The organism is Micromonospora coriariae, assembly GCF_900091455.1.
GTDB classification, from domain to species: Bacteria; Actinomycetota; Actinomycetes; order Mycobacteriales; family Micromonosporaceae; genus Micromonospora; species Micromonospora coriariae.
This window is the reverse complement of the sequence record NZ_LT607412.1, coordinates 3,115,178-3,137,406: the sequence shown is the minus strand read 5'-3', so window position 1 is coordinate 3,137,406 and position 22,229 is coordinate 3,115,178. Positions and strand designations below refer to the sequence as shown.

Here is a 22,229-nt window from a genome sequence, read left to right as displayed (position 1 = left end):
TTGCCACGACCACCCGACTTCGAGCAGAATGACGCGCGAAATACGGGTGTAACGAGCCGTATTGCGCATCGGCCGGCCCTGCGAGGAGTTCCCATGGCGTACGTGGACGCGGAGATCGCGAGTCAACCCGACTGCTGGCGGGAGGCGGCCGACCTTGCCGACGTCGTGCGCGGTGACCTGCCGCGCCCCGGCGAGCGGGTCGCCGTCGTCGGTTGCGGCACGTCGTGGTTCATGGCGATGGCGTACGCGGCCCGCCGCGAGCAGGCCGGCCAGGGCGAGACCGACGCGTTCCAGGCGTCCGAGTTCCCCACCGGCCGCCACTACGACCGGCTGATCGCCGTCACCCGTTCCGGCACCACCACCGAGGTGCTGGACCTGCTCGTCGCGCTACGCGGCCGGGTGCCCAGCACCGTCATCGTCGGCGACCCGGCGTCCCCGGCGGTCAACCTGGCCACCGCAGCGGTGACCATGCCCTTCGCCGACGAGCGGTCGGTGGTGCAGACCCGCTTCGCGACCACCGCGCTGGCCCTGCTCCGGGCCCACCTCGGCGACCCGGTGACCGCGCTCGCCGCCGACGCCGAGGTGGCGGTGCGCGCCCCGCTGCCGATCGACCCGGCCGCCATCGAGCAGGTCACCTTCCTCGGTCGAGGGTGGACGGTCGGGCTGGCCCAGGAGGCCGCGCTGAAGTGCCGCGAGGCGGCCACCTTCTGGGCAGAGGCGTACCCGGCGATGGACTACCGGCACGGACCCATCTCGATCGCCGCGCCCGGCCGGCTGGTCTGGGCGTTCGGCGAGCTGCCCGACGGGCTGCCCGAGGATGTCGCCGCCACCGGCGCGGCCTTCGTGCACAGCCGCACCCACGGCTGCCGCACGGTGCTGGGCAGCTGGGCCGCCGGTCGTACCCCGGTCGACCCGATGGCCGACCTGATCCTGGCCCAGCGCTTCGCGGTCGCGCTCGCCACCAGCCGGGGCCTCGACCCGGACGCACCCCGGCACCTGACCCGGTCGGTGGTGCTGACGTGAGAGACGGCGACGCCGTGCCCGCCGACCCGGTGGTCGTCGCGCTGGACGTCGGCGGCACCGGCATGAAGTGCGCCCTGGTCCGGCCGGACGGCGTGGCGGTACGCACCGAGCGGCACCCCACCAACGCCGCACGCGGCCCGGCCGCCGTGGTCGGCACCATCCTGGACGTCGCCGAAGGGCTGGCCGACAAGGCCCGCGCGGACGGGCTCGCCCCGGTCGCACTCGGCATCGCCGTGCCCGGCGTGGTGGACGAGTCGCGCGGCGTCGCGGTCTGGTCGGCGAACGTGGGCTTCCGGGACGTACCGCTGCGGGACCTGGCGGTGGCACGGCTCGGCCTGCCCACGGCGCTCGGCCACGACGTGCGGGTCGGCGGTCTCGCCGAGGCCCGACTCGGTGCCGGGCGCGGCACCGGGCACGTCCTCTTCGTGGCGATCGGCACCGGCATCGCCGCCGCACACGTGGTCGACGGCACTGCCGCCGTCGGCGCACACGGCGCCGCCGGGGAGATCGGCCACATCCTGGTCCGTCCCGACGGGCCGCGCTGCGGCTGCGGCCGGCCCGGCTGCCTGGAGGCGGTCGCCTCCGCCGCCGCGATCGGCCGCCGCTATGCCGAGCTGGCCGGCGAGACGCCCGACGGGCCGGTGACAGCGGCCGAGGTGGCCGAACGGGCCGCGACCGGCGAACCACTGGCCGGCCGGGTCTGGCAGGAGGCGGTCGAGGCGCTCGCCGACGGCCTGGCCTCCGGGCAGGCGCTGTTCGACGTGGCGACGATCGTCCTTGGCGGTGGCCTGGCCCAGGCCGGGGACGGGCTGCTCGTCCCCCTGCGGGCGGCGCTGCACGAGCGGATGACCTTCCACCGCGAGCCGCGGCTGGTCGCGGCAGCCCTCGGCGACGAGGCCGGCTGCCTCGGCGCCGCTCTGCTCGCCCTGGACGCCGCGCGCGTCCGTGACCATCAGGAGAAGCGATGACCCAACGGGTGAATGGCCGAGTGGTGACCCCGAACGGTGTCGTCCGGCAGGGCTGCGTCGAGTGGGACGGCGATCGCATCACCGCCGTGGCGGAGTATCCGTCGGTCCGCGACGGGCACTGGATCCTGCCCGGCTTCGTCGACATGCACACGCACGGCGGCGGTGGGCACACCTTCACCACCGGGGACGCCGACCAGGCCCGGGCGGCGGCCGGCTTCCACCTGGCGCACGGCACCACCACCCTGCTGGCCAGCCTGGTCAGCGCGCCCTTCCCGCTGATGCGTGCCGCCACCGAGGCGTTCGCCCCGCTGGTCGGCGAGGGCGTGCTGGCGGGCATCCACTTCGAGGGGCCCTACCTCTCCGCCGCCCGCTGCGGCGCGCAGAACCCGGAGTACCTGCGCGACCCGTCCACCGATGAGCTGGCCGAGCTGATCGAGCTGGGCGGGGGCGCGATCCGGATGGTCACCCTCGCACCGGAACGCGACGGCGCGCTCGAGGCGATCAAGCTGCTCACCGCCCAACGGGTGGTGGCCGCGGTCGGTCACACCGACGCCACGTACGACCAGACCCGCGCCGCGGTCGCGGCGGGAGCGAGCGTCGGCACCCACCTGTTCAACGGCATGCGGCCGGTGCACCACCGCGAGCCGGGCCCGGTGGTGGCCCTGCTCGACGCGCCCACCGTGGTCTGTGAGCTGGTCGCCGACGGGGTGCACCTGCACGACGGCACGCTGACCTTCGCCACCTCGACCGCCGGCCCGGACCGCGCCGCCCTGATCACCGACGCGATGGCCGCCGCCGGGATGGCCGACGGTGAGTACGAGCTGGGCGGCCAGGCCGTCACGGTGGCCGACGGGGTGGCCCGGCTGGCCCGTGACGGCGCGATCGCCGGCAGCACCCTGACCATGGACGCCGCACTGCGGCACGCCGTGGACGCCGGCATCCCGATCGCGGACGCGGCCCGGATGGTGGCCACCACCCCGGCCCGCGCCATCGGCCTGGGCGACCGCGTCGGCGCCCTCCAGGTCGGCCTTCGCGCCGACCTGGTGGTGCTGGACGAGGACCTCAACGTGGTCCGGGTGCTGCGCGGCGGCTCCTGGATGGAGTAACACAGGGAGGCTCGATATGCCGCTGGCCGGCACCCCGGGTGGGGTGCCGGCCAGCGGTCAGTGTGTGGTTGGGTCAGCTGTTCCAGTGCTGGGCGACCAGGTCGGTGGCCTGCTGCTCCCACTGGGCGTAGGCATCGGGGTAGGCCGAGACCTGCACGGTCTGCGCGGCGTCGGTCAGCGCCATGTCCTGCCACCCGTCGACCTGCTTGAGGCCCTTGAGGAACGCGGTGGTCGAGTACTCGGGGTTGGTGATCTGCTCCGGGGTGCCCCAACCGCTGGAGGGGCGCTGCTGGAACAGGCCCAGCGAGTCATGGTCGTTCATGTCGCCGAGGTGGCCCAGGTTCTCCAGCTTCGACTCCTGCAGGCTGGTGGCGATGGAGATGACCGCGGCCCGCTCGGGCAGGCCGGCCTTCTTCGTCGCGGCGATGATCGCCTTGACGTTCGCGGTCTGCTCGTCGTTCAGGTCGATGTGCGACTGCGCGCCCTGCACCTTGGCCACCGCCACGGCGGCCGGCTTGCCGTCCACGGCGGGGGTCGCGGCGTGTGCGGCGATCGGACCGGCGAACACACCGCCGGCGAACGCGAGACCAGCAACGGAGAGCATGCTCTTACGAATGATCGTGTTCATGAGGGGTCAGCTCCTTCACGGGGGTAGACACCCGCGCGGCGATCCGGGGGGGGACGGCGCAGGGTGCGAGCACCTCGTCGGGCGCTTTCAACTACACGTGGGAAAAGTCTTCAAGGTCGGCGGCCTACGGGCGGGGGCTCGTGGCGCCGGGTCTGTGTGTAACGACCGCCGGACCGGGCCCATTCCGGGGGCTCAGCACCTGGCCTGACTGCCATCCCCATCCTGCGGGGGGCGGGGGGCGGGCCGGTGGTGCTGCGATCGTCAGGGTGTGTAACGACCCCCGGCGGCCCACGATTCCGGCCCACGGATGCGCCCGGTCACAGCCCAGAGACCCCCGATACCGGACATTCGACGCAGAAATTGCGGGTCGTCGGGTCGCCGACCCGGCCGATTGGGTGTTGATCGACTCCGTATCGCCGATATCGGGCCATCCGCAGGCCGGGACACCCCGACATCGCCGACATCGAGTCGATCACCGTGAACGAGGCGCGCCCCCGGCGAGGTGGTCACCCGAGCGGTATACCTCAGAGGCATATTTATGCCTCACAGGTATATCGCTCACAACACCGACCGCCCGGAAGGGCGGTCATAACGGCGTCGTCAGCCGATGGCGGAGACCTCGACGCCGAGCACGGCCTGCTCGTCGGGGCGGTGCACCAGCACGTCGGCCAGGTACGACTGGACCGCGTGGCGCATTCCCACATCCCGGCCGGCCCGCTCGGAGAGCAGCCACTTGTGCTCGATGATCTGCGCGAACAGCTCCTGCGGCTCCAGCTTGCGGCGCAGGTGTGCGGGCACGGCCCGGACCACCGGCTCGAAGACCTCGGTGACCCAGCGGTGCGCCGCCTGCTGCTCGTCGGTCAGGTCGCTCTCCGCCCGGTAGGCGTCCAGGTCGTTGAGCAGCTTGCGGGCCTGGTTCTCCTCGGCGTCCAGGCCGGTCAGCCGCAGCAGCCGCCGGGTGTGGTAGCCGGCGTCGACCACCTTCGGCCGGACCAGGTAGCGCCCGTCCTCGATTGTCGACATGGCCACCTCGGCCACGTCGAAGCCCAGCTCGTTGAGGCGGCGGATCCGGCCCTCGATGTCGTGTCGGGCCTCCCGCTCGACCGCCTGCTCGTAGGTGATCTCGTGCCAGAGCCGCTCGTACCGCTGCACGACCTCCTCGCAGACCACCTCCGGGTCGATGGACTCGTGCAGCAGGCCAGCAGCCTGGAGGTCCAGCGCCTCGCCGAAGATGTTCACCCGGGCGATCTCCAGGTCCTCACCGCGCTGGCCGTTGGAGAGCGAGGTGTGCAACGCACCCGTCTCCGCGTCCACCAGGTATGCGGCGAACGCTCCGGCGTCCCGCCGGAACAGCGTGTTGGAGAGCGAGCAGTCGCCCCAGAAGAAGCCGGTCAGGTGCATCCGCACGATCAACGCGGCGAGCGCGTCGAGCAGCCGGCTCATCGTCTCCGGCCGCAACGTGTGCGAGAAGAGCGCCCGGTACGGCAGGGAGAACTGCAGGTGCCGGGTGATCAGCACCGACTCGAGGGGCTCCCCGTCCTCGGTCTGCCGATCGGCGACGACCGCCACCGCCTCGACCGACGGGAAGTCGATCCGCTCCAGCGCCCGGAGCAGGTCGTACTCCCGCTCCGCGATCCGCTCGCGAGTCTCCTTGAACGCGTAGACGTAGTCACCGAGCCGGACGAACCTGACAATGTGCCGGGAAATGCCCTGCGGCAGAGCCACCAGGTGCTGGGCAGGCCACTCCTCCAGCGGTGTCGACCACGGAAGGTCGAGCAGCGCCGGGTCCACGAGGGCAGAGGTGATCCGCACGGCACAAGCATGACGCGTCGCCCCCCACGTTCGCCTCCCAGCGTGGCTGGGCCCACAACGCGGGATACGCCGGCCTCGCCCGGGGCCGGTAGCGTGGTCCCGTGCTCAAACCCACGGCGGTACGACGTGACCTGCGGCTACGGCCCGTCCGCCCGGCCGGCTGGTGGTTCGACGCGCTGCTGCTGGTCGGGTTCGGCGCGTTGACCCTGGCCCTCGCCGGAGGGGCGTTGCTCGGATGGGACCTCGCGGTCCGGGAATGGGCCTACGCCCATCACCCCGCGCCGATCTACTGGACGGCGCGGGTGCTCAACTTCCTCGGGCAGGGCGGCTGGCTGCTGATGCCGCTCGCCGCCGCACTCGCCCTGGCAGTGGCCTGGCGGTCCCGCACAGTCCGACCGCTGCTGCTGGTGGTGGGGGCGTTCGTGCTCCTGTACCTGACGGTCGGGCCGCTGAAGGTCCTGACCGACCGGGCCGCGCCCAGCTCGGATCTGCCGCCGGCCCAGTCCGTCCGGATCTTCAACGACCTGCCGCCCACCGAGTACGACCTCTCCTACCCGTCGGGGCACGTCGCCAACGCGATCGTCTGGTACGGGGTGATCGCCGTACTGCTGACCGCGCTGACGGCCGGGCGACTGCACCCGACCGTGCACCGGCTGGTTCGATTCGCCCCGCCGGCGATCCTGCTGGTCACCACCACCTACCTGAACTTCCACTGGCTCACCGACGGAGTGGCGGCGCTGCTGCTCGGCCTGTTCCTGGACCGGCTGCTGCACCGGGTGCCCTGGGACGATGTGCCGCTACCCGGCCGGCTACGCGAATGGGACCGGCCGTTCACCTCGTACCCCTAGGGTTTGGCCGGTGGACCAACTGGCGCGCAGGCTGGGCGTACCCGATGCGGTGGTCATCGGATTGGGTTCGATGCTCGGCGCGGGCGTCTTCGTGGTGTTCGCCCCGGCCACGGCGGCGGCCGGTGGCGCCGGGCTGCTGCCCGCGCTGGTGCTCGCCGGGGTGATCGCTTTCTGCAACGCGACCAGCTCGGCGCGGCTGGCGGCCCGCTACCCGGAGTCCGGCGGCACCTACGTCTACGGCCGGGAACGCCTCGGGCCGTTCGCCGGGTTCCTGGCCGGCTGGGGTTTCGTGGTGGGCAAGACGGCGAGCTGCGCGGCGATGGCGCTGACCATCGGCGCGTACCTGTGGCCCGGCCAGGCCAGGCTCGTCGCGGTCGGTGCGGTGCTCACGGTGACCGCGGTGAACCTGCGCGGCATCGGCAAGACGGCCACCGTGACCAGAGGGCTGGTCACGCTGGTGCTCGCGGTGCTGACCCTGGTCACGGTCGTCGGCGTGGTGGGCGGGCCGGTGCACCTGGACCGGCTGGCCGACCCCGGCGGCTCCGGCCGGGGTGTGCTCACCGCCGCCGGGCTGCTCTTCTTCGCCTTCGCCGGGTACGCCCGGATCGCCACCCTCGGTGAGGAGGTACGCGACCCGCGACGGACCATCCCCCGCGCGGTGCCGCTGGCGCTCGGCGCGGTGCTGGCGATCTATCTGGTGCTGGCCGTCATCACGCTCGGCGTACTCGGCGCCGACCGGCTGGCCGGTTCCGCCGCGCCCCTGGTCGACGTGGTGACCGCCGCCGGTCTGCCCGGCCTGGCCTGGGTGGTCCGCGCCGGGGCCACGGTCGCGGTCACCGGGGTGCTGCTGTCCCTTGTCGCCGGGGTCGGCCGGACCACCCTCGCGATGGCCCGCCGCCACGATCTGCCCGGCGCGCTGGCCGCCGTGCACCCCGTGCACCAGGTGCCGCACCGCGCCGAGCTGGCGGTGGCCGCCGTGGTGATCGTGGTCGTGCTGCTCGGCGACGTGCGGGACGCGATCGGGTTCTCCAGCTGCACCGTGCTGGTCTACTACGCGATCACCAACGCCGCCGCGCTGACCCTGGGCCGGGACCCGGGCCGGCGGATACCGGTTCAGGTGCTCGCCGGCCTAGGGCTGGTCGGCTGCCTGCTGCTCGCGGTCAACCTGCCGCTGGGCAGCGTGCTGGCCGGCTTCGGCGTGCTCGCCGTCGGCGCCGCGTGGCACCTCGTGCGGCAGCGGAGCCGCTGACCGGTCAGGCACCGGATGAGCCGCACCGGGGGCCGCGGCGGCGACCTCCCAGTCCACCGATCCGGGCGTCGAGCGGGAGGCCGCCGGCGAGGTCGACTCTCCGCCGAGGGGACCGGTCGGCCGGGGAACCGCACCGGTGCGGGCGGGCGGGGCGCACTGCCTGGTCAGCCAGTCCAACCCGCGTCGGCGCGCGACCACGGTGAGCCGGTCGCCCGCGAAGATCACCTGCCGGGGGTCGAGATCCTTCCACCAGATCGTCTTGGCACCACCCGCCGGGGTCCTTGCGATCACCCGGACCTGCCCGTCCCGGTTCACCACGTCCAGTGGTCGGCCGTCCAACTCGGAGCCGGCGGCGACCGGCACCTCGGCGACCGGCAGCGCGTGCCGGTCGACCGGGATCGTGGTGATCACCGCCCGTTCGGTGAGAGCCCCGATGAAGGCCGGGGCCGCCAGGTACGACACCGACCTGGACACCCCCAGGGCGAAGGTCTCCTCCACCCGTTCGGCGAAGTCACCGTCGAAGAGCCGCAGCACCACCCGCAGGTTGTCGCGCAGGTCCCGGGCGGCCAACGCCGCCTCCAGGTTGGCCACGTCGTCGGTGGACGCCACCACCAGCGCCTGACAGTCGGCGACCGACGCGGCGACGAGGGTCTCCGGCCGTGCGGCGTCCCCCACGATCACCGGAACCTCCAACTGCCGGGCCAGGGTGGCGCCGCGCGGCTCCGGGTCCTTGTCGATCGCCACCACCTCGACGTCGTACTCGCGGAGCTGCGCCATCACCCGGGTGCCGACGTTGCCGAGGCCGATCACCACGACGTGCCCGGCACGGGCCGGTTGCAGCCGGCCGGTGTGCATGGCCAGCCGCGCGTTGACGATGCCGTCCACCACCACCGCGGTGATCAACGGGATCAGTGCCAACCCGGCGAGGTTGAGCACCACCTGCATGATCTGCGCGTCGGCCGCCTTGTCGGTGTCCGGGTCCGCCCCGCTGAGCGTGGTGACCAGCGTCAGGTACAGCGCCTCCACCGGGGAGACATCCTCCGCTCGGGAGATCAACGCGCCGAGCAGCGCGATCACCCCGAGCACCAACATCACGGCGATGCCGATCTTGCGAGTGGCGAAACCGCGTACGGCCCGCAGCAGCACCGCCATCGGGCGTCGTCGACGGCGGGCCCGGACCAGCCGGCGCGCGGCCACCTCGGTGCCCGGTGGCTGCCCGGTCGCCTCGGCGAGCACCAGGTCGGCGCCGGCCTGCTCGGCCGGCAGCAGCTCCACCCCCTGCTCGTCACTGATGTCCGCCAGCGCGCAGACCACGTCCTGCGGTCGGACGTCGGCCCGCCGAGCCACCCGCAGCGTCTTGTCCCGGTGCTGGAAGGAGCTCGGGTCGACCTCGCCGAGCGCGGCCGCCACGAACGCCGGCGCGGCCATCTCGGCGTCGGACAGCACCTCGACCGGCGCCTTGAGCAGTTTGCGTACGCCGTCGGCGAGGGTGCCGTTGAACATCCGCAGCACCTGACGGACCCGCTGGTCGACGGCCTGGGCGCAGAGCGCGGCGTGCAGGTTGCCCACGTCGTCCTGATGCAGCAGGGCCAGACCGGTCGCCCCGGCCAGACCGGCGGCCTCGAAGGTCGCCACATCCAGCCGTTCCGAGCGAACCACCCGGACCCCGCGCAGCCCGGCCACGTCCGGCCCGTTGCTGCGGTAGCGCTCCGGCACCACCACTGTCACCCGGGCACCGCCGGCCGGCAGCTCCGATTCGAGCATCGCCCGGGCCACGTAGTAGGCGAGCGCGTCCCGCCCGCAGATCACGTAGTGCGGTCGTGGATCACCGACGGACCGCAGCCGCCAGTTCCACTCGACCGCCCGTCGCGCCCGGTCCCGCCACGGCTCCGCCATGCCCGGATCGTAGCCAGCACGACCACGGTGGGCGACCCCATCCGGATCATCCCGATCAGGCATGCCGACCCGGGCGGCGGGTAGAGCAGCGGCATGCAGACCTTCCTCCCGTACCCCGACTTCCTGGCCAGCGCCCGAACGCTGGACCAGAAGCGGCTGGGCAAACAGCGGGTGGAGGCCATCCAGGTGCTGCGCGGGCTGACCTGGCCCGGGTACGGCTGGCGGAACCACCCCGCCGTGAAGATGTGGGCCGGGTACGAGGAGGCGCTCACCCGCTACGGGCTGGACATGTGCGCGGTCTGGTCCGAGCCGGGGAGAGCCGACACCTGCGCCACCACGCTGACCGTCGACCTCACCGCCGCCTGCGGCGCCGGCGTCGTGCGTACCCAGGACGAACTGGCGCGGGCCGGTGAGCTGCCGCCCTGGCTGGGCCGCGACGACCTGCACCTGAGCCACCGTTCGTCCCTGCTGCGCAAGGATCCCACGCACTACCGCCCGATCTTCGGGGACGACGTCCCGGAGGATCTGGAGTACGTGTGGCCCGCCTCCGACCGCAGCCGTCGCTGCCTGCCGTAGGAACGGGCAGACTGGGGCGGGGAGGCGGGCATGGCGCTGTCGCAAGTGGTGGGTCGGCTCATCGGCGTACGCCAGCACCAGGTGGACCCGGGAGGCGGTGGCGCCGACCGCGTACCGGGAGCGGTCGCGGCGGTGGTGGTTGGTGGCGGCATCGCCGGCATGTCGGCGGCCGTGGTGCTGGCCGAGCGTGGCGTGGCGGTGACGGTGCTGGAGGCGGCACCCACCCTCGGCGGACGGCTGGGCGCCTGGCCGGAGGCGCTCGCCGACGGCAGCCAGCAGAACGAGCACGGCTTCCACGCGTTCTTCCGGCAGTACTACAACTGGCGGTCCATCCTGCGCCGCGTCGACCCTCACCTGGGTTTCCTGAAGCCGATCCCGGGCTATCCGATCCTGAGTGCCCGGTGGCCGACGGAGGAGTTCGGCAAGCTGCCGCCCGCACCGCCGGCGAACCTCCTCGCACTACTGCTGCGCAGCCCCAGCCTGCGCCTGGCCGACCTGCGGCTGATGGACCGGGACGCCGCGCTGCCGCTGCTCAGCTACGACCCGGTACGCACCTACGCCGAGCTGGACGACACCACCGCCGATCAGCTGCTGGCCTCGCTGCGGCTGCCGGACCGGGCTCGGGCGATGCTGTTCGAGGTCTTCTCACATTCCTTCTTCAACCACGAGGCGGAGATGTCCGCCGCCGAGATGGTCGCCCAGTTCCACTTCTACCTGCTCGGCAACCCCGAAGGGCTGGCCTTCGACTGCCCGGACGAGGACTACGCCACCGCGATCTGGCAGCCGCTGACCCGGCACGTGGAGAAGCACGGCGGCCGGGTGCGCACCCGGTCCGCGGCGACCGGGGTGCACCGCGACGCCGACGGTTGGCGGGTGACGACCGCCGAAGGCGGCGGCCACCGGGCGGGCCACGTGGTGCTCGCCCTCGACCCGCCGGCGCTGGCCGCGCTGGTCACGGCCTCACCCGACCTGGCCGAACAGGCGCCGGAGCTGGTGGAGCGGATGCCCGCGTTCGGCACGCCCGGCCCGCCGTACGCGGTGGCCCGGTACTGGTGCGACGGGGACGTGGCCGCCGGTCGGGCGGTGTTCAGCGGGGTGTCCCGGCAGCCCACGTTGGACTCGGTGACGCTCTACCACCGGCTGGAGAACGAGTCGCGGCGCTGGGCGCGGCGGACCGGCGGGTCGGTCATCGAGCTGCACGCGTACGCCTGCGAGCCGGGCGTACCGGCCGAGGAGCTGGCCGAGCGGATGCGCCGTGAGCTGGTGGCGCTCTGGCCGGAGGCCGCCGGCCTGCGGGTCCGCGAGCTGCGCGCCCGGGTGGAGGCGCAGGCACCGGCGTTCAGTCCGGGCAGCCACGCCTGGCGACCGGGGGTACGCACCGACGCGACAGGCCTCTACCTGGCCGGAGACGGGATCGTCACGGACTTCCCGAGTGCGCTGATGGAACGCTCAGCGTCGACCGGGATCATCGCCGCGAACCACATCCTGCGGGCGGAGGGCGGCGCGGCCGAGCCGGTGTGCTCGGTACGGCCCCGGGGCCTGTTGTCCGGCAGAGGCGCGGCTACCTGACGCCGGTGGCCATCGACCACATCCTGCCGCGGGCGCGGCCCCCGGTCCTCCGCACGCTCCTTGACGTTCGGCTTCGGGCGGCCGTTGGCGCAGTGCACACGGATCTCGCTGCGGTGCTCGCCGGAGGTCAGCTCGACCTCGATCCGCTTCGCCGGGCCCGGGTCGTACGCCTCCGCCCGGTAGCCGGGCGCGGGCGCCACCGCGAGCACCTCGGCCGACGCCCCCAGGCAGCGGACGGTGACCGTCCCGCCCTGGGCGTCCACCGGCATCCCCGGTGGGGGAGCGGGCGTGGGTGCGGCGGTGGTCGGAGTCGGGCCGGCGGGCGGTGCGGTTGGGCTCGGGATGCGGGTGCCGCCCGGACCGGTCGGGGTGCTGGTCGGGGCGCCGGATGAGGTGGCGCTGGCCGGCGGGGCGGCGGGTGGGCGGGGATCTGCCGGGCCGGGTGGCTCGGCGGTCCTGGGCATCGCCACGGTGGTGGCGCCTCCCGGCCCGATGCCGGTCCGCGGCGCGTCCGCCTCCTGTCGCCGCGTGCCGGGATCGCCGAGTGACCCGCCCATCGCCAAGGTGGCGACCACCGCGCCGCCGACAGCCAGCACCGCCCGCCGCCACCGCCAGGACCGGCGCCGAGCGGCACCGGTCGTCCCGGCTGCCGCACCGGGAACCGGCTCGGCCGGCCTGGTGGACAGCGCGGCCACCGCGGGAGGTCGCGCGTCCGAATCCGGCCGGCCCGCGACGGCGGTGGCCGTCCTTTCGTTGGCCGCAGGTTCGCCGCCCGCCTCCGAGCCGGCGGCAGATTCGGACCGGACGGCGGTCCGCTCGCCGGCCGCGTACAGGATGCGGGCCGCCTCGGCGGCCGGCGGCCGGTCGGCGGGATCGCGGGCCAGGCACCAGCGGTACAGCCGGTGGATCTCGGCCGGCACTCCGACGATCTCGGGCAACGGGTCGGGCTCGACATGCGCCGGCACGCGTGGTGCGTCGGGCGGCCGGCCGGTCAGCACGCGGTGCACGAGCAGGCCGAGGGCGTACACGTCGCAGGCCGGCAGAACCTCGCCGCCCTCCAGCCGTTCCGGTGCGAGGTAGGCCGGTGTGCCCAGCAGCCGGCCCTCGAAGTCGAATTCCGGATCACCGACGGCCGCCGCGATGCCGAAGTCGAGCACCTTCGCGCCGGTGGGCGTGAGCATCACGTTGCCCGGCTTGATGTCGCGGTGCACCAACTCCTGGGCGTGCGCGGCCGCGAGCGCGGCGGCCACCTCCGCGCAGACCCGCAGGCCGGCGCGGGGTGGCAGCGGCCCGGCGTCCAACCGCTGTTCGAGGGTGTGGCCGCCGAGCAACTCCATCACCACGAACGGGACGTGGGCACCGTCGAGCCTCGACTCGCCGTAGTCGTAGACGCTGGTGACGTGCGGGTGCGACAGCCTGGCAGCCGCCTTGGCCTCCGCCCGGATCCGCCGCCGGGCGTTGACGTCCGAGGCGACGAGCACCTTCACCGCCACGTCCCGTTCGAGCACCTCGTCGTACGCCCGGTGCACCGCGGACATGCCGCCACTGCCGAGGCGCTCCAGGAGCCGGTAGCGGCCCGCAAGCAACTGATCACGCTGCACGACGGACAGCCTGCCGTACCGCCCCTCAGGCGCGCCAGCCGGGATCGAGATCGTCGAATGGCGGGAGCCGGCCAGCCTGCACCGCGTCGTGGCGGAGCCGGGGCTTACGCCGACCGGGACGACAGGTCAGTCCCCGTCCGGTGGACGCCAGGCGAAGCGGGACGCCCGGCGCTCGGCGACCGCCGCCACCCCCTCCCGGGCCTCTCCGCTGGTCGCCACCTTCCGGTGCCACCAGGCGATCCGCGCCGGCCCGGCCCGCTCGTCCACGATCTCCTTCGCGGCGGCGACGCTCAACGCCGAGCGCTGGGCGATCGCCGCGGTGAGGTCGTCCACCCGCGCGGCGAGCCGACCAGCTGGCAGCACCTCGTCGGCCAGGCCGACCCGCAGGGCGCGCTCGGCGTCGATCAGCTCGGCGGTGAACAGCAGGTGCTTGGCGGCGGACGGGCCCACCAGCCGGGTAAGCCGGCGGGTGGTCGGCGCCGGGTAGACAAGTCCCAGCCGGGCCGGCGGTACGCCGAACCGGGCGTCGTCGGCGGCGATCCGCAGGTCGCAGGCGACCGCGAGTTGGCAGCCACCCCCCACGCAGGCGCCGCGGACAGCCGCCACTGTGGGCTTGGCGAAGCTGGCCAGCCGCTCCTCGGCGGCCACCGCGATGCTGGCGTCACCGGCGTCCAGCAGCTCGGCGAGGTCGCCGAGGTCGGCGCCGGCGCAGAAGGCGTCGCCCGCGCCGGTGAGCACGAGCGCCCGTACGCCGGGGTCGGGTTCCAGCCGGTCCAGCAGTTCGGGGAGTTGTCGCCACATGGCGGCGGTCATCGCGTTGCGGCGGGCCGGATTGTGGATCACCACGGTCGCGACCGGTCCGGTCACCTCGACTGTCAACTCCGCGTCCGACACGTTCGCCCCTTCCCGCACCGTCGTACGACGCCGCCGATCCAGCACTCCGGCGACGGGCGCCGTGCGGCGACCATAACGGCGCGGACCCGGCGACCACCGTTGAGGGGTGGCCGCCGGGCCCTCGCGTCGGTCAGGTCAGGAGACGGTGACCGCGCTGTCGTCGACCACGAAGGACGTCTGCAGCGAGGCGTCCTCGGTGCCGGTGAACTTCAGGCTGACGGTCTGGCCGGCGTACGAGGCCAGCGAGAAGGAGCGCTGGGTGTAGCCGGCGGCCTTGTTCAGGTTGGAGTAGGTCGCCAGCGTGGCCAGCACGGTCCCACCCGAGTTCAGCACCTGCACGCGCAGCGTGTCGTACGCGACGCTGCTGGTGGTCTCGGCCGAGTCGATGTGCAGCCAGAAGCTGAGCGTGTACGACGAGCAGCCCGAGGGCAGGCTCACCGACTGGGCGAGCGTGTCGGTGTGGCTGCTGCCGTACCCGTCCAGCCACGCCTTGTACGACCCGGTGCGGGCAGGCTGGCCGCTGGAGTTGGTGATCACGCCGGAGGTGGCCGTCCAGCCGGTCCCGCCGGACTCGAAGCCCGGGTTGGCCAGCTTCTGGCCCGGCGCCGTGCAGCCGCCGCCGGTGCCGTTCACGGTCAGCGTGTACGTCGCGCTCCGGGTGACCGAGCCCGCGCCGTTCACGGTGACCGAGTAGGTGCCGGGCGGGGTGCCCGCCGAGGTGCTGATGGTGAGGGTGGACGAGCCGCCCGAGGTCACCGAGGAGGGGCTGAACGCGGCGCTCGCCCCGCTCGGCAGGCCGGACGCGGAGAACGTCACGGTCTGCGCCGAGCCGCTGGTGGTCGCGGTGGCCACCGTGGTGGAGGCCGAGCCGCCCGGGTTCACCGAGCCGGCGGTCGGCGAGAGCGACACGGAGAAGTCGTTGCCGGTCGAGCAGGGCGCGTCGTTGCCGGCCACGTTCACCGCGGTCCAGGCGGCCTGCACGGCCTTGTACTCGGCCGAGCAGCTGCCGTACAGGTCGGTGGCCGCCCGCAGGCTGTAGGCCCGGGCGGTGTTCGCCGGGTTGCTGGTGCTGACGTACGCCGTGTTGGAGGTGAAGTAGACGTCCAACGCCCGGAACCAGATCTTCTCGGCCTTCGCCCGGCCGATGCCGGTCACCGCGGGAGCGGAGCCGCACACCGGCGAGGTGCCGTACGCGGTGGCGCCGGTGCCCTCGGCGAGGTTGAAGTAGAAGTGGTTGGCGACCCCGGAGGAGTAGTGCACGTCCTTGTTCTTGGTGCTGGTGGACCAGCAACTGTCGGACGAGCCGTCCAGCGACGGGTTGTACATGTAGCGCAGCGGCGTGCCGTTGCCGTTGATGTTGATCTTCTCCCCGACCTGGTAGTCGCCGGGGTCGGCCGAGGTGTTGGCGAAGAACTCGACCATGTTGCCGAAGATGTCGCTGGTGGCCTCGTTGAGGCCGCCGGACTCACCGGAGTAGGTCAGCCCACCGGGGACCACGTTCTCGGTCACGCCGTGGCTCATCTCGTGCGCGGCAACGTCGAGTGAGACCAGCGGGCGGGAGTTGCCCGAGCCGTCGCCGTAGGTCATCCGGGAGCCGTCCCAGAAGGCGTTGACGTAGCTGCTGCCGTAGTGCACCCGGCTCGGCACGCCTGTGCCGTTGCCGAAGATGCCGTTGCGGGCGTGCACGTTCTTGTAGTAGTCGAACGTCTTGGCGGCGCCGAAGTGCGCGTCCACCGCGGCGGACTGCCGGTTGGAGTTCGCCCCGGTGCCCCAGGTGTTGTCCGCGTCGGTGAAGGTGGTGCAGCTCGACGTGCCGTTGTTCATGTCGCAGGTCGAGCCGTTGCCGTGCGACGGGTCGGTCATTCGGTACGTGCTGCCGGAGAGCGTCGTGTCGATGCTGACCGTGCCCGAGTAGAGGCTGTTGCCGGTGCCGGCCACCGCCTCGATCTCGTCGTACGCCCCGATGGCCCCGCCGGTGGTGGCGTCGGTGATGACGTGCAGCCGGGAGGGGGTCTGCCCGTCCGGCTGCCAGCCGCTCACCACGGTCTCCCACGCCAGCCTGCCCCGACCGGAGCTGGCGTCGACGAACAGCTCAGGGGTGCCGACGGCTTCGGCCTTGCCGGTGAACCCGGCACGGGCCGCCTTCTTCGCCGCCGCAGCGGTGACCTTGGCGGTGGTGCCGATGGTCAGCGGCGCGGCCAGACCGACCGAGCTGCCGGCGTAGCTGCCGTTCGGCGCGGCGTGGATGACGAAGTCACCGCCGTAGACGCGCAGCCCCTGATAGTTCCGGGTGTAGCGGGTGTGCGTAGCACCGGTGGCGTCCACCTTGGTGCTGTGCACCTGGTAGGACTCGGCGCTCGAACCCTGGACTGCACCGGGGTTCGTCCGAAGGACTGTCGCTGCCGGAGCCGAGGCGTCCGGAGCGGGGGCGGTGGGCGGAGCCGCGTGCGCCGCGGTGGCGACGCAGGTCAACAGGCCGCTGGTGAGCAGCACTGCGCTGACGGCGGCGAGGGGTCGTTTCACGTGCCCTCCTGAAGGGGGGAAGATTGTGACGGGGGTAGTCACGCATGTAGATATAACGATGTGTTGAGGAAAAGAGAAGGGCTGGACCGCTCCCAGACATCGACAGTGACCGTTCGGATGAGTGGGGCGACGAGGGAACCGTCGACCGCGGCCGTACGTCCGAGCGGCATGAGACCCGCCTCGACGACCGGTGTCACCGTCGCGCTACTGGTCGCTCTCCTGGCCGGATGCACAAGCGCTGACCGAGCCGGCACCGCCCCGGACCAGCCCCCCGCCACCATCGGCCCGGGCCCGACCGGTCCGGCCACCGCCATCCCGCCGTCGACCGCTGTCCTCACCACTCCGGGCGTACCGACAGGCCCCGAGGCCCCCGACAGCGCGGCCACCCGGGTGATGCTGTTCCGCTCCGGCGGCTTCGCTGGGCGCGGCGACGCCGTGACCGTCGAATCCGACGGCCGATGGACACTGGTGGACCGTTCCGGCGGACGGCGTGCCGGCCGACTCGACCCCGCCGACCTCGGCCGGCTGCGCGGGCTCGCCGCCGACCCCCGAATCGCCGCCGAGGCCCGCCGCCCGACCACCCCTACCAGCTGCGCGGACGCGTTCAGCTACCGGCTGACCGTCGGCACGATCGAGACCGGGTACGTCGACTGCCCCGCCGACCCCGCCCCTCCCCCGGCCACCCGGGCCCTGGTCGAACTGCTCCTGCGGGCCACCGGCTGAACGCCCGGCCGGACTCCGGCGCTCAGACCTGGTAGTCCGGCGGCAGGCCCGTGCCGCGCAACTCCGGCGGCAGGTGCGCCACATCGTTGAAGGTGATCAGGTTCGGCGGTCCGGCCGGGCCGTACCGGATGACGGTCAGTCCCGCGTTGTGGGGATTCAAACCCAGCCACCGCCGCTCCGGCGCGTCCAGGGCGTGCCGGACCAGCCAGCCGATCAGAAAGCTGTGCGTCACGACCAGCTCACGGACCGGCTCAGCGCCACCCGGCCCCTCGGTGCGGCCGGCTCCCTCGGCGCTGTCGACGGGGCCGGTGAACCGCCGTACCGCCGCCGCCGTCACCCGCGGTCCGTCGACCCGTTCGGCGGCCGAGAACTGGCCCAGGAACTTGGCGTACGCGGGCGGCAGGTCGGTGGAGTCCGTGTCGTGCGGGAGGTGGTCGCCGGCCAGCTCGCTCGCGTACACCGGGACCCCGGGCAGCGACGCGGTGACCAGCTCGGCGGTCTCCGCGGCCCGGCGTAGCGGCCCGTGGTGCACGGCGGCGAACGGGCGGCCCCGCAGCCGCTCGCCGAGCAGACTGGCCTGCCGCCGGCCCCGCTCGGACAGGCCGGCCTCCGGCGACTCGGTCGCCGCGTCCTCCTGCTCGCCGTGCCGGGCGAGGTACAGCAGCCGGGTGATCATGGCCCACACCTCAGCACACCGGGGGGCACGGGTGCCACCCCGCGCCCCCCGGTCTGACAACAGCCGGCTCAGTCCACCCGGCCGGACGCCGCCCGCGCGAACGTGACCGACACCCAGAGCCAGCCGGCCGTCACCGCCAGGCCGAAGGCCACCATCACGGCCGGGCCCGGCCGGACGATCAGCGCCACCCAGGCCACCGCGAAGAAGGCGCCGGTCGCCAGGCTGGAACCGGCCCGGCCCCGCGCCCCGCGCCGCGCGGCCCGCCGGCCGACCACCACCGTCGCCGCGATCAGCGACACGAAGGCGACCGCCGCCACCAGGAAGTGCAGGCCGCCGTGCCAACTGATCTGACCGGCGCCCCGGGGCGTGCCGGCGGGAAACCCGTCGGCCGGGTCGGCGCTGAAGATCGCCGCGCCGACCAGGCCCAACCCGTACAGGGCGAGCAGCTGGGGTGGCCAGACCGACCCGCCGCCGGTGGTACGCCGCAGCGCCCCGGCGGCCGCCACGCAGAGCACTCCGGTGGCCAGGAACGTGGCGATCTGGATCCAGCCCAGCTCGCCGGTGCTCAAGACGCTGACCGGGTGCCGCCGGAGGTCGAAGCCGTCCCGGGTGAGCGCCTGGAGCAGCGCCGAGCCGGCGAAGATCGGGCCGGCGACGACGCCGCCGACCAGCAGCGCACGGTCCCGGCCGGCGACGGCCGATCGGACCCCGGAAAGCGGAACTGCCTGGCTCATCGGTCCGCCCTCAGGCCCGGGGGAACATCTGGCCGACGCGGATCTTGTTGCCGAACGGGTCGCGGATGCCGAAGTCGATCCCGTACGGGCGCTCGGTCGGCTCGTCGGTGATCTCGACCCCCTTGGCCACCAGCTCCTCGTGCGTCTTGTGGGCGTCGTCGGTGGTCATGAAGAGCGCGCCACCCAGCGCCCCCTTGGTGAGCAGTTCCCGGACCTGCGCGGCGGTGGCCGGGTCCATCGCCGGCGGACCCGGCTTCTCCAGCAGGATCTCGCGCTCCGGGTCCCCGGGCAGGTTGACCGTCAGCCAGCGCATGAAGCCGAGGTCCTGGTCGGTGTTGAGCTCCATGCCGAGCTTGTTCACGTAGAAGTCGAGCGCCTCGTCCTGGTCGAGGACGTAGATCTGGGAGCGGCTGATCGCGTTCATCGTCATGGGAATCACGCTAGACGCAGTGCCTGACCTGGTGCTTATCCAAAACTGCTGGGTCGGGTCCAGGCCTTGGCGAAGCACGACGGCACGTTGCTCGGCGCCGAGCGACGACGGCGGAACTCCGAGGGCGACTCCCCGACGATCTGCCGGAACGTCCGGCTGAACGTGCCCAGGCTGCCGAAGCCGACGGCGTAGCAGATGTCGGTGACGTCGCGGCCGGTCTCCACCAGCAGCGCCATCGCCCGCTCGACCCGCCGGCGTTGCAGGTAGCGGTGCGGGGTCTCACCGAAGGTGGCCCGGAAGGTCCGGATGAAGTGCGCCTCGGAGACGTGCGCGATCCGGGCCAGCGCGGGGATGTCCAGCGGCTGGGCGTACGCCCGGTCCATCGCGTCCCGGGCACGCAGCATCGCCCGGTTCGACTCCTCCACCGCGCGACTCATCGGCTGGCGTGCACCCCCTGGTTGGACGACATCGTCGCGGGTCTGCCGCCCGCGCTCGTGCTGACGCCCAGCATACGACCGGTGCCGGCGGCCACCGTTCGCGCGCCGTCGGCTGGCAGCCGGCGCGGTTCACGTCGCGGACGATATCGATCGGTCGTCAACTGTCCTACCCTGTGGCGGAGCGTCCGGATCACGCTCGTCGAGGAGAGAAGGAGCTACCTTGGCCAGTTCAGCCCATTGGGAGTGGCAGGGCGGGATCCGATCCCGATGACCGTCGAAGCCGACTGCCCATTCTGCGAAATCGTTCGGCGCGAGACCCCGGACACCCGAGAGGTCTACCGCGACGAACACGTGGTCGCGTTCTTTCCCGTGGAGCCGGCGACTCTGGGTCACACGCTCGTGGTGCCGCGTGATCACATCCCAGATGTCTGGTCGCTGGATGAGGAAGCCGCCACCCGGCTGGCGCACATCACCCTGAGGCTCTCGCACGCTGTCAAATCTGCGACCGAGCCGGAAGGACTGAACATCATCCAGTCAAACGGCGTGGTTGCCACCCAGACCGTTCCACACTTGCATGTTCACCTTGTCCCACGCTGGTCCGGCGATGGGATGGGACCCATTTGGCCTTCAAAAACCAGCTACCCGGAGGCGCAGAAGGATGACGTCTGGCAGCGACTCCGGAGCGAATGTCGGAAAGTTGGTGGGAAGTGATGCAGCCGGCCGACGTGTTGGTCGTTGATCCCGACGACCGGCGGAAGCACCTGGACTACATCCAGGCCGTCGTGACACGGATGTCCTCAGCCTCCTCAGCGGCCAAGGGTTGGCTGCTCCCAGTGGCCACCGCGACGTACGGGTATGCGTTGACGAAGGACGCCCGCCTGGTTGCCATGCTGGGGGTCGCGGCCGTACTCCTGTTCGGTTTCCTCGACGCGAACTATCTGCGACAGGAGAAGGCCTACCGGCGACTCTATGACGCAGTGGCGCGCGGGACGCGAAAGGTGCCGTTGTTCTCGCTCGACCCCTCCGACGCCGACGATCCAATTCCTTTCGCGGCAACCCGCGGGCAAAGAATCCGATTGCGGCTCGGCCGCTGGTTTCCCGGCGCCACGGTCTGGCTCTCATGGTCGGTTGCTCCGTTCTATGGAGCACTCGTTGTCATCGGTTGCGCCATAGCATTGTTCGCTTGACGACGACCTCCACGAAATCACCCTCGTCCGACGAGCAGCTCGTGCATGGTGGTTCCCCCCTGGGGCGCGGGGTTGGTGGAGGCTTGAGGGCACCCCCCGAATGGGATGCTCTCCAGGACTTCATGTGGAGTTAGCGCGTGAACGCCACGGATGCGTCCCGCAGTCGTCGCACCAGGGTCCGTCTTCTCACAACTGGTTCATCGCCCTCGGTGAGCGCCCAATAGGCGGACTTCTCAACGGTCGAGACGTCGGGCTTGTAGAAGGGCGGAACAAGTGACAGGTGCGGCCGCTCCCACGCGATGTTGCGCCGGGTCACCCTGGCCGGCGAGCCAACCGCGATGCAGTTGTTGGAGATCTTCCCGGTAACCAGGCTGCGGAATCCGATCACGGAGCCGTCACCGACTCGCGCCCCGGCCAGTGCGACCGCTCCATTGGCGAACCAGACATGGTTTCCGATCGTCACATCGCGTGCCGTGTTGATCCGCTTCCCCGTCGTAACGTCGAAGATGGGGTGGGCGTCGTCGGTGCGGAACTGATTTTCCTGTGCCATCATCACGTCGTCACCGAAGGAGACGGTGCACCCCTCCACGGCTGTGATCATGCAATGGCCGGTCATGTTTACGTTGTCACCGAACTTCACGGTGGCGTCCTGTCCGATGCGGATGGCCGCCTTGATCCCGCCGACCTCCGTGTTGGCGCCCAGGATCAGCGTCCCGTTGTCGCAGTCGAAGTTCACGTTCAGGTACTCAATGCGCGCGCCTTTAGGGGCGATAATCCGGTTGTTTCGGCCCTTGAAAGTGATGGAAATCTTCCCGCCGAGTGTCCCATCGAAGGCGATGCTGTTGCCCCGGTCATCGGAGTACTCGGCGAGCTCAGTGACTTTACCCATCCCGATAGCCTACCGACACCATGCGGTGGCCAAGGTCCCGCTAATCGGCCGGCGCATTCCATGACGGAGCCACCTGGCCACCCCCATATGCCATCGACCCGCCCTCCTGGGAAACGGGCCGCCGCCGCCCGGCGGCGGTCTGCTTTGGCCCGCCCCGGGTCGATGCCCAGTGGGATGCTCCCTCCGCAACCATCCACGGACCGTCACTTGCCGTCACCACGCGCACGCCAACCTCGCGCGATGCGGCGGGCGCTCGACAAGCTCGACGGGAGGCTCTCGTGAGTGCCGTCGACTCACAGCGGTGCCCGTTGGAGAAGCCTGGTGGAATTGGAGCCCCCGGCCGGGATCGAACCGGCGACATCTCGCTTACAAGGCGAGTGCTCTGGCCAGCTGAGCTACAGGGGCGCGTGCGTCGGAGTCAGCATACCGACTGACATCTGCATATCCCGCTCGCGAGGGC

The 22,229-nt window shown here is 72.1% G+C and carries 20 protein-coding genes, 1 tRNA gene and 1 pseudogene; 10 read left to right on the top strand and 12 right to left on the bottom strand.

Annotation, left to right across the window (positions count from 1 at the left end):
- The first annotated feature begins 93 nt into the window (after positions 1–93).
- Genes GA0070607_RS14700 through nagA form a run of 3 tightly spaced genes read left to right on the top strand, consistent with a single transcriptional unit; the run spans position 94 to position 3,097 of the window.
- Positions 94–1,023, top strand: a complete 930-nt coding sequence (locus GA0070607_RS14700) for an SIS domain-containing protein (protein WP_089018715.1) — start codon at positions 94–96, stop codon at positions 1,021–1,023.
- Positions 1,020–1,991 (top strand): ROK family protein, encoded by a 972-nt coding sequence (locus tag GA0070607_RS14695; RefSeq protein WP_269458427.1) that lies wholly within the window; start codon positions 1,020–1,022, stop codon positions 1,989–1,991. The genes GA0070607_RS14700 and GA0070607_RS14695 overlap by 4 nt, the downstream gene beginning before the upstream one ends.
- Entirely contained in the window at positions 1,988–3,097 is a 1,110-nt protein-coding gene (gene nagA, locus GA0070607_RS14690; RefSeq protein WP_089018714.1) for an N-acetylglucosamine-6-phosphate deacetylase, read from the top strand. Before GA0070607_RS14695 ends, nagA begins: the two co-directional genes overlap by 4 nt.
- A gap of 73 nt (positions 3,098–3,170) precedes the next feature.
- Here the strand turns inward: nagA and GA0070607_RS14685 are convergent, their stop codons facing one another.
- Both GA0070607_RS14685 and GA0070607_RS14680 read right to left on the bottom strand, forming a co-directional pair.
- A complete protein-coding gene (locus GA0070607_RS14685; protein ID WP_089018713.1) occupies positions 3,171–3,725 on the bottom strand; it encodes a hypothetical protein in 555 nt (184 codons plus the stop codon).
- Positions 3,726–4,325: 600 nt separating this feature from the next.
- The gene (locus GA0070607_RS14680; protein WP_089018712.1) at positions 4,326–5,537 is read right to left on the bottom strand and encodes a DUF4032 domain-containing protein; all 1,212 of its coding nucleotides are present in this window, start codon (positions 5,535–5,537) and stop codon (positions 4,326–4,328) included.
- Between the two features lie 131 nt (positions 5,538–5,668).
- On the opposite strand from GA0070607_RS14680, the gene GA0070607_RS14675 reads away from it, so the two are divergent.
- Both GA0070607_RS14675 and GA0070607_RS14670 read left to right on the top strand, forming a co-directional pair.
- The gene (locus tag GA0070607_RS14675; RefSeq protein WP_172899189.1) at positions 5,669–6,385 is read left to right on the top strand and encodes a phosphatase PAP2 family protein; all 717 of its coding nucleotides are present in this window, start codon (positions 5,669–5,671) and stop codon (positions 6,383–6,385) included.
- A gap of 10 nt (positions 6,386–6,395) precedes the next feature.
- A complete protein-coding gene (locus tag GA0070607_RS14670; protein ID WP_089018710.1) occupies positions 6,396–7,634 on the top strand; it encodes an APC family permease in 1,239 nt (412 codons plus the stop codon).
- Here GA0070607_RS14670 and GA0070607_RS14665 read toward each other — a convergent pair.
- Positions 7,515–9,530: a potassium channel family protein gene (locus tag GA0070607_RS14665; RefSeq protein ID WP_231931038.1), complete on the bottom strand. Its 2,016-nt coding sequence runs from the start codon at positions 9,528–9,530 to the stop codon at positions 7,515–7,517. The genes GA0070607_RS14670 and GA0070607_RS14665 overlap by 120 nt on opposite strands.
- 93 nt (positions 9,531–9,623) lie before the next feature.
- Here GA0070607_RS14665 and GA0070607_RS14660 point away from each other — a divergent pair, with 93 nt between their 5' ends.
- Both GA0070607_RS14660 and GA0070607_RS14655 read left to right on the top strand, forming a co-directional pair.
- Positions 9,624–10,106: an MSMEG_6728 family protein gene (locus tag GA0070607_RS14660; RefSeq protein ID WP_089018709.1), complete on the top strand. Its 483-nt coding sequence runs from the start codon at positions 9,624–9,626 to the stop codon at positions 10,104–10,106.
- A 30-nt stretch (positions 10,107–10,136) separates the two neighbouring features.
- A complete protein-coding gene (locus tag GA0070607_RS14655; RefSeq protein ID WP_089018708.1) occupies positions 10,137–11,675 on the top strand; it encodes an FAD-dependent oxidoreductase in 1,539 nt (512 codons plus the stop codon).
- 851 nt (positions 11,676–12,526) lie between these two features.
- Here the strand turns inward: GA0070607_RS14655 and GA0070607_RS14650 are convergent.
- The 3 genes and pseudogenes from GA0070607_RS14650 to GA0070607_RS14640 all read right to left on the bottom strand — a co-directional run.
- Positions 12,527–13,276, bottom strand: a pseudogene (locus tag GA0070607_RS14650) (serine/threonine-protein kinase); the annotation flags it as partial.
- Between the two features lie 126 nt (positions 13,277–13,402).
- A complete protein-coding gene (locus GA0070607_RS14645) occupies positions 13,403–14,170 on the bottom strand; it encodes an enoyl-CoA hydratase/isomerase family protein (RefSeq protein ID WP_089018707.1) in 768 nt (255 codons plus the stop codon).
- A 135-nt stretch (positions 14,171–14,305) separates the two neighbouring features.
- Positions 14,306–16,693 carry a M4 family metallopeptidase gene (locus GA0070607_RS14640; RefSeq protein WP_089018706.1) on the bottom strand — a complete coding sequence of 796 codons (2,388 nt, stop codon included), beginning with the start codon at positions 16,691–16,693 and terminating at the stop codon, positions 14,306–14,308.
- A 168-nt stretch (positions 16,694–16,861) separates the two neighbouring features.
- Here GA0070607_RS14640 and GA0070607_RS14635 point away from each other — a divergent pair, with 168 nt between their 5' ends.
- Positions 16,862–17,416 carry a protealysin inhibitor emfourin gene (locus tag GA0070607_RS14635; protein WP_089018705.1) on the top strand — a complete coding sequence of 185 codons (555 nt, stop codon included), beginning with the start codon at positions 16,862–16,864 and terminating at the stop codon, positions 17,414–17,416.
- Between the two features lie 22 nt (positions 17,417–17,438).
- Here the strand turns inward: GA0070607_RS14635 and GA0070607_RS14630 are convergent, their stop codons facing one another.
- The 4 genes from GA0070607_RS14630 to GA0070607_RS14615 all read right to left on the bottom strand — a co-directional run bounded on the left by GA0070607_RS14630 (position 17,439) and on the right by GA0070607_RS14615 (position 19,693).
- Positions 17,439–18,092: a histidine phosphatase family protein gene (locus tag GA0070607_RS14630; RefSeq protein ID WP_089018704.1), complete on the bottom strand. Its 654-nt coding sequence runs from the start codon at positions 18,090–18,092 to the stop codon at positions 17,439–17,441.
- 68 nt (positions 18,093–18,160) lie between these two features.
- Entirely contained in the window at positions 18,161–18,826 is a 666-nt protein-coding gene (locus tag GA0070607_RS14625; protein ID WP_089018703.1) for a DUF998 domain-containing protein, read from the bottom strand.
- A 10-nt stretch (positions 18,827–18,836) separates the two neighbouring features.
- Positions 18,837–19,256, bottom strand: coding sequence for a VOC family protein (locus GA0070607_RS14620; protein ID WP_089018702.1), 420 nt, complete (start codon positions 19,254–19,256; stop codon positions 18,837–18,839).
- A 35-nt stretch (positions 19,257–19,291) separates the two neighbouring features.
- Positions 19,292–19,693 carry a helix-turn-helix domain-containing protein gene (locus GA0070607_RS14615; protein WP_089018701.1) on the bottom strand — a complete coding sequence of 134 codons (402 nt, stop codon included), beginning with the start codon at positions 19,691–19,693 and terminating at the stop codon, positions 19,292–19,294.
- A gap of 21 nt (positions 19,694–19,714) precedes the next feature.
- On the opposite strand from GA0070607_RS14615, the gene GA0070607_RS32995 reads away from it, so the two are divergent.
- Entirely contained in the window at positions 19,715–20,404 is a 690-nt protein-coding gene (locus GA0070607_RS32995; protein WP_197701264.1) for an HIT family protein, read from the top strand.
- Positions 20,404–20,880: a hypothetical protein gene (locus GA0070607_RS14605; RefSeq protein WP_157743157.1), complete on the top strand. Its 477-nt coding sequence runs from the start codon at positions 20,404–20,406 to the stop codon at positions 20,878–20,880. The genes GA0070607_RS32995 and GA0070607_RS14605 overlap by 1 nt, the downstream gene beginning before the upstream one ends.
- A gap of 130 nt (positions 20,881–21,010) precedes the next feature.
- Here GA0070607_RS14605 and GA0070607_RS14600 read toward each other — a convergent pair whose 3' ends face one another.
- Together GA0070607_RS14600 and GA0070607_RS14595 are read right to left on the bottom strand one after the other, a co-directional pair.
- Entirely contained in the window at positions 21,011–21,769 is a 759-nt protein-coding gene (locus tag GA0070607_RS14600; RefSeq protein ID WP_089018699.1) for an acyltransferase, read from the bottom strand.
- A 328-nt stretch (positions 21,770–22,097) separates the two neighbouring features.
- Positions 22,098–22,174: transfer RNA gene (locus tag GA0070607_RS14595), tRNA-Thr, on the bottom strand.
- Between the last annotated feature and the right edge of the window lie 55 nt (positions 22,175–22,229).

Coding starts and splice junctions, on each gene's coding strand:
- GA0070607_RS14700 (WP_089018715.1), top strand. CDS start 94: ATGGCGTACGTGGACGCGGAGATCGCGAGTCAACCCGACTGCTGGCGG.
- nagA (WP_089018714.1), top strand. CDS start 1,988: ATGACCCAACGGGTGAATGGCCGAGTGGTGACCCCGAACGGTGTCGTC.
- GA0070607_RS14685 (WP_089018713.1), bottom strand. CDS start 3,725: ATGAACACGATCATTCGTAAGAGCATGCTCTCCGTTGCTGGTCTCGCG.
- GA0070607_RS14665 (WP_231931038.1), bottom strand. CDS start 9,530: ATGGCGGAGCCGTGGCGGGACCGGGCGCGACGGGCGGTCGAGTGGAAC.
- GA0070607_RS14660 (WP_089018709.1), top strand. CDS start 9,624: ATGCAGACCTTCCTCCCGTACCCCGACTTCCTGGCCAGCGCCCGAACG.
- GA0070607_RS14655 (WP_089018708.1), top strand. CDS start 10,137: ATGGCGCTGTCGCAAGTGGTGGGTCGGCTCATCGGCGTACGCCAGCAC.
- GA0070607_RS14635 (WP_089018705.1), top strand. CDS start 16,862: ATGAGACCCGCCTCGACGACCGGTGTCACCGTCGCGCTACTGGTCGCT.
- GA0070607_RS14630 (WP_089018704.1), bottom strand. CDS start 18,092: ATGATCACCCGGCTGCTGTACCTCGCCCGGCACGGCGAGCAGGAGGAC.
- GA0070607_RS14625 (WP_089018703.1), bottom strand. CDS start 18,826: ATGAGCCAGGCAGTTCCGCTTTCCGGGGTCCGATCGGCCGTCGCCGGC.
- GA0070607_RS14620 (WP_089018702.1), bottom strand. CDS start 19,256: ATGACGATGAACGCGATCAGCCGCTCCCAGATCTACGTCCTCGACCAG.
- GA0070607_RS14615 (WP_089018701.1), bottom strand. CDS start 19,693: ATGAGTCGCGCGGTGGAGGAGTCGAACCGGGCGATGCTGCGTGCCCGG.
- GA0070607_RS14605 (WP_157743157.1), top strand. CDS start 20,404: ATGCAGCCGGCCGACGTGTTGGTCGTTGATCCCGACGACCGGCGGAAG.
- GA0070607_RS14600 (WP_089018699.1), bottom strand. CDS start 21,769: ATGGGTAAAGTCACTGAGCTCGCCGAGTACTCCGATGACCGGGGCAAC.